Raw genomic sequence first — 9010 nt, 5'->3', positions numbered from 1 at the left:
ATCAATTAGCCACGCAGACCAATGAACTCTTCACGGCCACGATAGGCAGCGCTGACTTGCTCTTCGATGCGAAGTAGTTGGTTGTATTTGGCAACACGGTCAGAACGGCATAGTGAGCCAGTTTTGATTTGACCTGCTGCTGTACCCACTGCCAAATCAGCGATGGTTGAGTCTTCGGTTTCGCCTGAACGATGGCTGATAACAGTTGCATAGCCATTTTGCTTAGCTAGATAAATCGCATCCAAAGTCTCAGTCAGTGTGCCGATTTGGTTGAATTTAATCAAGATGGCATTGGCGATTTGCTTATCAATACCTTCTTGTAGGATTTTTGGATTGGTTACAAATAGGTCATCACCCACCAATTGCACCTTGTTGCCAAGCTGTTTGGTAAGATACGCCCAACCTTCCCAGTCGCTCTCATCCAGACCATCTTCGATTGAGATGATTGGGTATTGGTTGCACAGACCAGTCAGATAATCACTAAAACCTTGGCTGTCAAAGGCTTTATTGCCTTCGCCCGCTAGGATATATTGACCATTTTTATAAAATTCAGAAGATGCACAGTCTAGCGCAAGGAAAATGTCTTGACCTGCTTTATAACCAGCTTTTTCAATCGCCTGCATGATGACAGTGATTGCTTCTTCGTTTGAGCGTAAGTTTGGCGCAAAGCCACCTTCATCACCAACAGCCGTATTTAAGCCTTGAGCTTTTAGCACTGATTTTAGGCTGTGGAAAATCTCAGTACCAGCACGCAGTGCTTCTGAGAATGAAGTAAAGCCAACTGGCTCAATCATAAACTCTTGGATATCCACCGTATTATCAGCGTGTGCGCCACCGTTTAGGATATTCATCATTGGCACAGGCATGGTCAATGCCGTTTGACCACGTAGGTTGGCGATGTATTGATGCAGTGGTAAATTTTGAGAGAGTGCTGCTGCTTTTGCTGCTGCCAAAGACACTGCCAGCATGGCGTTCGCACCCATATTGCCTTTGTTCTCAGTACCATCAAGCTCAATCAAAATGTTATCAATTTCGCTTTGGTTGGTGACATTTTTGTCAAGTAGCGCAGTGCGGATTTGGCTGTTGGCATTGGCGACGGCTTTTTTGACACCTTTACCCAAATAACGAGCTACATCGCCATCACGCAATTCTAGCGCTTCACGAGAACCTGTCGATGCACCGCTTGGTGCTGCCGCACGACCACAGATACCATTTGCCAAAATTACATCGGCTTCGATGGTTGGATTACCACGTGAATCTAGGATTTCACGAGCACGGATGTCTTTGATTTCAATTTGGTTTTTGGTTTCTTCTGCGTACATAAAAAACTCCTTTGGTAGATTGATGGTAAACCATCACTGTAAATACTCGACACTAAGCCAAACCCTGCTTTGTGCCAAACGAATTATTTAGTATCCAATGTTTCAAAGCCTTTGACCAAATCGTCAATTTGCTTTAATTGGGTCAAAAATGGCTCAAGCTGATTTAGGCGTAGTGCACATGGACCATCGCATTTTGCCTTGTCAGGATCAGGATGTGCTTCCAAGAATAAGCCAGCTAATCCTGTCGCCATACCTGCTTTGGCAAGTGTAGTAATCTGATGGCGACGACCGCCAGCACTATCAGGGCGACCGCCCGGCTCTTGTAATGCGTGTGTCACATCAAAGAACACCGGCACATTCATCGCTTTCATGGTGTCAAAGCCCAGCATATCAACGACCAGATTATTATAGCCAAATGCTGAACCACGCTCACATAGGATCACTTGGTCATTGCCTGCTTCTAAGCATTTGTTGATGATATGACGCATCTCATGCGGTGCTAGAAACTGTGCTTTTTTGACATTGATGACTTTGCCAGTACGAGCGATGGCACTCACCAAGTCTGTTTGACGCGACAAAAACGCAGGCAGCTGCAATACATCGGCAACTTTTGCGACTGGTGCCGCTTGGTATGGCTCGTGCACATCAGTGATGATTGGCACATTGTATTTTTCTTTGATGTCATTTAGCCAAGTCAGACCTGTCTCAAGACTTGGGCCACGAAACGAATGCAAGCTTGAGCGGTTCGCCTTATCAAAGCTTGCCTTGAACACATAACCAATACCCAAACGGCTACAAATGTCAATGTACTGCTCAGCAATCTCAAAAGCCAGTTCACGACTTTCAAGCACATTCATCCCACCAAATAGCACAAATGGCTTGTCATTGGCAATTTCAATACCGGCAACGTTGACGGTTGATTGAGCAACAGTTAATGGCTGTGTCATTATAAAAATCCTTATAAAAATGGCAAATTGGCTAGTTATCACCTTAGCCAAACAAGCCACTCTATTATACTAGGAAACTTGCGTAAAATGCACCCATCAAAACAAAAAGCACACCAAAATTTGATGTGCTTTTTGTCGTTATGCGTTTTTCACATCAATTGCCGCTTTAATAAAGCTGTTAAACAATGGATGTCCGCCACGTGGTGAGCTCGTGAATTCTGGGTGATATTGCACCGCAACGAACCACGGATGGCTGTCAATCTCAACCGCTTCTACCAAATGCTGTTTGGCTGAATAGCCTGAAATTTTCATACCGGCATTTTCAAGTGGCTCAACATAGCGATTGTTCATCTCATAGCGATGACGATGACGCTCGGTGATGTTGTTCGCACCGTAGATTTTGGCAAGTTTTGAACCTTGAACCAGTTCAGCTTCTTGCGCGCCTAGACGCATCGTACCGCCCAAGTCCGAATCATCTGAGCGGATTTGTAGTTCGCCTTTTTCGTCGAACCATTCGGTAATCAGACCGATAATCGGGTCTGGTGTCTTACGGTCAAACTCAGTTGAGTTGGCTTGTAATCCAAGCACATTGCGAGCAAATTCAATCACCGCAAGCTGCATACCTAGACAGATACCCAAAAACGGCTTGCCATTTTCACGAGCATACTGAATGGCTTTCATCTTGCCCAGTGTACCACGCTCACCGAAGCCACCCGGCACCAAAATAGCATCAGCTTTCTTAAGCTCATCCATTGCACCGCCATCAGTCTCAAGCGTCTCTGCGCTGATGTACTGGATGCGGACTTTGGTTCTGTTATGAATACCTGCGTGTAGCAATGCTTCATTGACTGATTTATAAGCATCAGGCAGTTCAACATATTTACCCACCATCGCCACGACGATTTCGCCTTGCGAATTAAACAGGTCATTGACCACTTGATCCCAATCAGACAGATCCGCTTCAGGTGCGGTAATGCCAAAACGCTCACAAATCAAATCATCCAAATCCTGCTCATAGAAACGGCGTGGGATTTGATAGATAGATTTGGCATCTTCGCATAGGATGACACCACGAGTTTCGACATTGGTAAATAGTGCGATTTTTTGGCGATTGTCTTCAGAAATCGGCTGTTCTGAACGGCAAATCAGCACATCAGGCTGTAGGCCGATTGAACGAAGTTCTTTGACCGAATGCTGTGTTGGTTTGGTTTTTGATTCGCCTGCTGATGCGATATACGGCACAAGCGTTAGGTGCATCAAAAGTGAATTATTGCGACCTAGCTCCACTTGCATTTGGCGTACCGCTTCCATAAATGGCAAGCTTTCGATATCACCGACCGTACCACCGATTTCGATGATGGCGATATCATAGCCTTCGCCACTGGCACGAATTTTGTGCTTGATTTCATCAGTGATGTGCGGAATGACTTGTACAGTACCGCCCAGATAGTCACCACGACGCTCTTTGGCAAGTACGGTCTGATAGATGCGACCACTGGTGAAGTTGTTGGCTTTGCTCATTTTTGAGCGGCGCAAGAAACGCTCATAATAGCCAAGGTCAAGGTCGGTTTCGGCACCATCTTCGGTAACAAAGACTTCGCCGTGCTGGAACGGGCTCATAGTGCCCGGGTCAACGTTGATGTATGGGTCCATTTTGGTCATGGTCACTTTTAGACCACGAGCTTCCAAAACAGCTGCAAGAGATGCGGCGGCAATACCTTTGCCAAGAGATGACACAACGCCGCCGGTTACAAAGATAAATTTAGTCGTCATAGTAATGCATCGGTTACTGGTAAAACCGAATTTTACTAAAAAATAGCAAAAAAATATAGGGGGCTGACCAAATTTTTTATGTAAATAAAAAAGAGCCACAGATTGTAGCTCTTTTTTGGATATTGCGACTGCAATTATTGTGCTTGGTTTTGTGATAGTGAACGCACATAGGCTGCAAGTAGCATCACTCGTTCGTTACCAAGCTTGGTAGTCCACTCAGGCATCACACCAGTACGACCATGACGAATTGTGGTTTCGATAGTAGCACGATCACCACCATATAGCCAGATGTCATCAGTTAGGTTTGGTGCGCCCATTGCGATTTGACCTTTAGCATCCGCACCGTGACATAGTGCACAGTTTGCAGGATTTTCAAAGATAGCCTTACCTTGAGCAACTTTGGCAGGGTCTAGCTCATAGCCATTTTGGTTGCCAGAGATGCTTAGCACATATTCAGCGACAGCTTTTACGCCTGCTTCACCAATTTTGGGCTGCCAAGCTTCCATCAGACCTTGACGACCGTTATGCACTGTGGTGAAGATTTGTGCCGCATCACCACCGTGTAGCCAGTCGTTATCCGTTAGGTTTGGATAACCTGGTGCACCTTCAGCATTCGAGCCATGGCACAGTGCACAGTTTTGTAGGAAAAGACGGTTACCAATCTTGGTCGCTTCAGGGTCAGCTGCCAACTTATCCACATATGGTGCAAGCAGTTTAATCTGCTCATCCATTTGGGTTTTTAGCTCTGGATTTTCTTCGCCTTCTTTGTGCTGTGCTTGTAGCTCATTTAGTTTTGCTAAAATCACTGCAGCTTCTGATGCGCCTGCATTCGCCAAGATATTTTGTTCAAAGTTTTCGGTGAAGACTTTGTTGTTTGCTTGTAATTGGCTGTTTAGCTCATTAGCTGAAGTCCAAGGCACTTGCTGACCATCAACTTCAACAGTTGTTACACCTTTCCAAGCATTTGGTTGGATTGATGGGAACAAGACGAAATAGCCAAGACCCCAAATCAATGTACCAAAGAAAATTACCAACCACCATTTTGGTAGTGGCTTATCATACTCACGGATACCATCGTATTCATGACCAGTTGTGCCATCTTCTTCAAGTGCTGGTTTAGATTTTAGCGTCCAGACCAAAACACCGAAGATGAATAACCAACAGCCTAGAGACAGGATGGTAATCCAAGAACCCCAAAAAAAGCTCATTGTGTATCCTTAGTGCGTTGTTGTGATGACAAGCTGTTGATATCTTTGTCATCTAACGCAAGTTGTGCATCTTCTTCAAAGCGTTTTTTATTTTTTGGTGAATATGCCCACCATGCGATGCCGATGAATGCAATAAACGCACTCACCGTCGCAATACTATGTAAAACGCCCAAATCCATTAACGCTGACCTTTCATTGCGATACCAAGCTGTTGTAGGTAGGCAACGACTGCATCAAGCTCGGTTGCGCCCAGTACTTGGTCTGGAGCGGCTTCGATGTCAGCTTCAGTATATGGCACGCCAAAACGCTCTTTGAATAGACGCATCTTAGCCTGTACTTTTTCACCATCAACTTCATTCTTGGCAAGCCAAGGGTATGAAGGCATGACTGATTCAGGTACAACAGAACGCGGATTGATCAAATGGTCAATATGCCATTGGTCAGAATAACGACCACCGACACGAGCTAGGTCAGGACCTGTACGCTTCGAACCCCATAGGAATGGATGGTCCCACGCTGATTCTGCTGCACGGCTGTATGGTCCATAACGCTCTACTTCTGCACGCAGTGGGCGAACCATTTGCGTATGGCAGACATGACAGCCTTCACGGATGTAGATATCACGGCCTTCAAGCTCTAGTGCAGTCCATGGACGCATATTTGGCAATGGCTTGTTCACACCACCTTCTTCAGGTGCGTTTTTATCAAAAATCAGTGGAACAATCTCAACCAATGTCGCAAAGCTGATTGCGATCACGATAAATGTAACGAGTAAACCTGTATTTTTCTCGAAAACTTCATGAGTCAATTTAGACATTGTTTACCCCTTATGCTTGTGCTGTTGCAGCGTCGTCAGCTTGCTTTTCTGCAACTGGCTTAACTACGCTTGGCATCTTAATTGTACGATAGCAGTTATATGCCATCACCACCATACCAGCGACATACAAAGCACCACCCAAAGCACGGACAACAAATGGCCAGTGTGATACCACAACCGTTTGGATGAAGTCATAAGCCAATGTACCATCTGGGTTGGTCGCACGCCACATCATACCTTGGGTGATACCCGAGATCCATAGAGCGACGATGTATAGAACCGTACCAGTCGTTGCCAACCAGAAATGTAGCATGATTAGGCTGGTTGAGTACATTTTTGCTTTGTTATAGATGCGTGGCAATAGCACATAAATCGAACCAATCGTTACCATACCAACCCAACCAAGCGCACCTGAGTGTACATGACCAACTGTCCAGTCAGTGTTATGGCTAATAGCGTTCACTGCTTTGATTGACAGCATCGGACCTTCAAAGGTACTCATCGCATAGAATGATAGTGCAACAATCAAGAAACGGATGATTGGGTCAGTACGCAATTTATCCCAGCTACCTGATAGAGTTAGTACACCATTAATCATACCACCCCAAGATGGTGCGAATAGAATTAGCGAGAACACCATACCCAATGACTGAGTCCAGTCAGGTAGTGCTGAGTAATGTAGATGGTGACCACCTGCCCACATATATGAAGCAATCAATGCCCAGAAGTGAACAATCGATAGACGATATGAATATACCGGACGACCTACTTGCACAGGAATGAAGTAGTACATCATACCCAAGAATGCAGCAGTTAGGTAGAAACCAACGGCATTATGGCCATACCACCATTGAACCATCGCATCAGTTGCACCGCCAAATAGTGAGTATGATTTCCACAAACCAACTGGTACAGCAAAGCTGTTCACGATGTGTAGTAGAGCAATGGTAATGATGAATGCGGCAAAGAACCAGTTCGCTACATAGATGTGTGAAGTTTGGCGCTTGATGATTGTGCCAAAAAATACGATGGCATAAGCAACCCACACCAAAGCGATGGCGATGTCGATCGGCCACTCAAGCTCAGCATATTCTTTAGCTGATGTGATACCTAGCGGTAGTGTAATCACTGCAGCGACAATAATCGCTTGCCAGCCCCAGAAAGTAAACCATGCCAAATACGGGGCAAACAGTCTGGTTTTACAAGTACGCTGTACGATATAGTAAGATGTTGCAAATAGTGCCGATCCCCCAAACGCAAAAATCACCGCATTGGTATGAAGCGGTCTTAAGCGTCCAAAAGATAGCCAAGAAGTGTCAAAGTTCAATACTGGCCATGCCAACTGCGATGCAATAAATACACCGACAGTCATGCCAATGATGCCCCAAACCACAGCCATGATGGTAAAAAATCGCACGATGGTGATTTCGTACTCATGGTCAACAGAGAGTGGGGCTACTGCTGATTTATATAGACTCATTGGATATTTTCCTGTGCAGCCCGATTTATTTAGCGTAGCAATTTTGGTCTTATTAATTGCCAAAACTGTACTTGCTTTTGATATTGTGTGTCTATTGTAACGCAAAGTTAGGCAAATATCATCAAATCCGACAAGCAAAATTGAAAAATTCCCTAATTTTTTTAAGGAATATTCATCAGATTTCACACAGTTCAAATACAAACTGCACAATCCTTTGAATCCATGCTTGCTTACAAATAATTTGCTTGGCTTGCGTAAGACTTGGTGGGTAATTCACCCACAGTGTCATATATCCATACTAACAATAAGGTATTGTCAGCGGTTTATCACCTTTTATTATACAACACAATTGTAATTTTTGGGTATATTTTGTAAAAATATTGAAATTTTTTGGCAATAATTGCACGAAGATCCAATTTTTGATATTTATATATTAAAAATCATATAGTTATATTATTCACATAAGCATCAGCATCACAGTTTCTCTAGCTTTATGATGCGCTATGCGTAATTTTGATAACAAAATACAACATTTTGACGGCGGTTTTTTGCTAAAACTTCTCAGCATCACCCTATTTTTTGCTTTATAATAGAACAGTTTTATCACCAACATGAAGTTGGTGCATCGTTTATTTATGACAATAAGGGTCTTTTATGGCAAAATTTTTAAGCCAAGCATGGTTTGATGAAGTGGCAAAACTCAATGAACAAGCAGGCGATCTGCATTTACCGCCAAATCTTGATAGTATTTTGATGAATGCCAAAATCCTAGGCGATGAGACCATCGAGCTACATCTTAAACAGGGCAAAATTGCCCAAGGCTTAGCCGATGGTGCTGCAAGCACAGTCAGCATCGATGCTGAAACATTGGGTCAAATCATTGATTCTGGTGATATTAACATCGCCATCGAAGCATTTATGATGGGCAAAATCCGTGTCGATGGTGATATGACGCAAGTGATGGCACTACAGTCTGCCAAGCCAAGCCAAGAACAAAAAGCACTGTTTAAACAAATCAAAGCTGTAACCGAGTTTTGATTAATTGTCAATAAATAGGCTTATATAGCACAACAATAAGCTCAATGTAATGGCATTGAGCTTTTTTATTGGGTTATTGGATGGCTACATAACGAATATTTATAAAATAAACAAACTATTTTTTGGGTGAATTCCAATTTTATTTTTATCATCAAAATTTATGTTTTACTAAAAAAAATTCATCACATTAGATTACAAACGGTGGTAAAATAAACACAATTTTGATCGCTGGGACGCAGCAGGCTTGGCAAACTTGCAATTGCCAGTCGGTCTTGGCGATTTTTTTAACCCCAGCCAGCCTAAGGTTTGCACCATTAGCATGTACAAATTTATGTCGCACCTACAATGCGATGGCAACTGCCAAGGTTCTTATTATGTCAGAGCAAGAAAAACCCAAGAAAAAACCCCGCCCTGCGCCCGAAAAA

At 43.8% G+C, this 9010-nt stretch carries 8 protein-coding genes; 1 reads left to right on the top strand and 7 read right to left on the bottom strand.

What is annotated here, in order from left to right:
- Positions 1 to 5: 5 nt before the first annotated feature.
- The 7 genes from eno to ccoN form a co-directional block, all read right to left on the bottom strand.
- Entirely contained in the window at positions 6 to 1322 is a 1317-nt protein-coding gene (gene eno / locus Q0N89_RS09275) for a phosphopyruvate hydratase (protein ID WP_294035715.1), read from the bottom strand.
- Positions 1323 to 1405: 83 nt separating this feature from the next.
- Positions 1406 to 2269, bottom strand: a complete 864-nt coding sequence (gene kdsA / locus Q0N89_RS09270; RefSeq protein ID WP_294035713.1) for a 3-deoxy-8-phosphooctulonate synthase — start codon at positions 2267 to 2269, stop codon at positions 1406 to 1408.
- A 138-nt stretch (positions 2270 to 2407) separates the two neighbouring features.
- Positions 2408 to 4042: a CTP synthase gene (locus Q0N89_RS09265; protein WP_294035711.1), complete on the bottom strand. Its 1635-nt coding sequence runs from the start codon at positions 4040 to 4042 to the stop codon at positions 2408 to 2410.
- 134 nt (positions 4043 to 4176) lie between these two features.
- Positions 4177 to 5250, bottom strand: coding sequence for a cytochrome-c oxidase, cbb3-type subunit III (gene ccoP, locus Q0N89_RS09260; RefSeq protein WP_294035709.1), 1074 nt, complete (start codon positions 5248 to 5250; stop codon positions 4177 to 4179).
- Positions 5247 to 5429: a cbb3-type cytochrome c oxidase subunit 3 gene (locus Q0N89_RS09255; protein WP_078253435.1), complete on the bottom strand. Its 183-nt coding sequence runs from the start codon at positions 5427 to 5429 to the stop codon at positions 5247 to 5249. Before Q0N89_RS09255 ends, ccoP begins: the two co-directional genes overlap by 4 nt.
- Positions 5429 to 6067, bottom strand: coding sequence for a cytochrome-c oxidase, cbb3-type subunit II (ccoO, locus tag Q0N89_RS09250; RefSeq protein WP_294035706.1), 639 nt, complete (start codon positions 6065 to 6067; stop codon positions 5429 to 5431). The genes Q0N89_RS09255 and ccoO overlap by 1 nt, the downstream gene beginning before the upstream one ends.
- 10 nt (positions 6068 to 6077) lie before the next feature.
- The gene (gene ccoN / locus Q0N89_RS09245) at positions 6078 to 7547 is read right to left on the bottom strand and encodes a cytochrome-c oxidase, cbb3-type subunit I (RefSeq protein ID WP_294035704.1); all 1470 of its coding nucleotides are present in this window, start codon (positions 7545 to 7547) and stop codon (positions 6078 to 6080) included.
- Between the two features lie 654 nt (positions 7548 to 8201).
- Here ccoN and Q0N89_RS09240 point away from each other — a divergent pair.
- Positions 8202 to 8585 (top strand): SCP2 sterol-binding domain-containing protein, encoded by a 384-nt coding sequence (locus Q0N89_RS09240; protein WP_294035702.1) that lies wholly within the window; start codon positions 8202 to 8204, stop codon positions 8583 to 8585.
- The last annotated feature ends 425 nt before the right edge of the window (positions 8586 to 9010 follow it).

Source organism: uncultured Moraxella sp. (genome assembly GCF_945873075.1).
Lineage (GTDB): Bacteria > Pseudomonadota > Gammaproteobacteria > Pseudomonadales > Moraxellaceae > Moraxella.
Note: the sequence above shows the minus strand (reverse complement) of the source record. Positions and strands in the feature narration are given on the sequence as shown.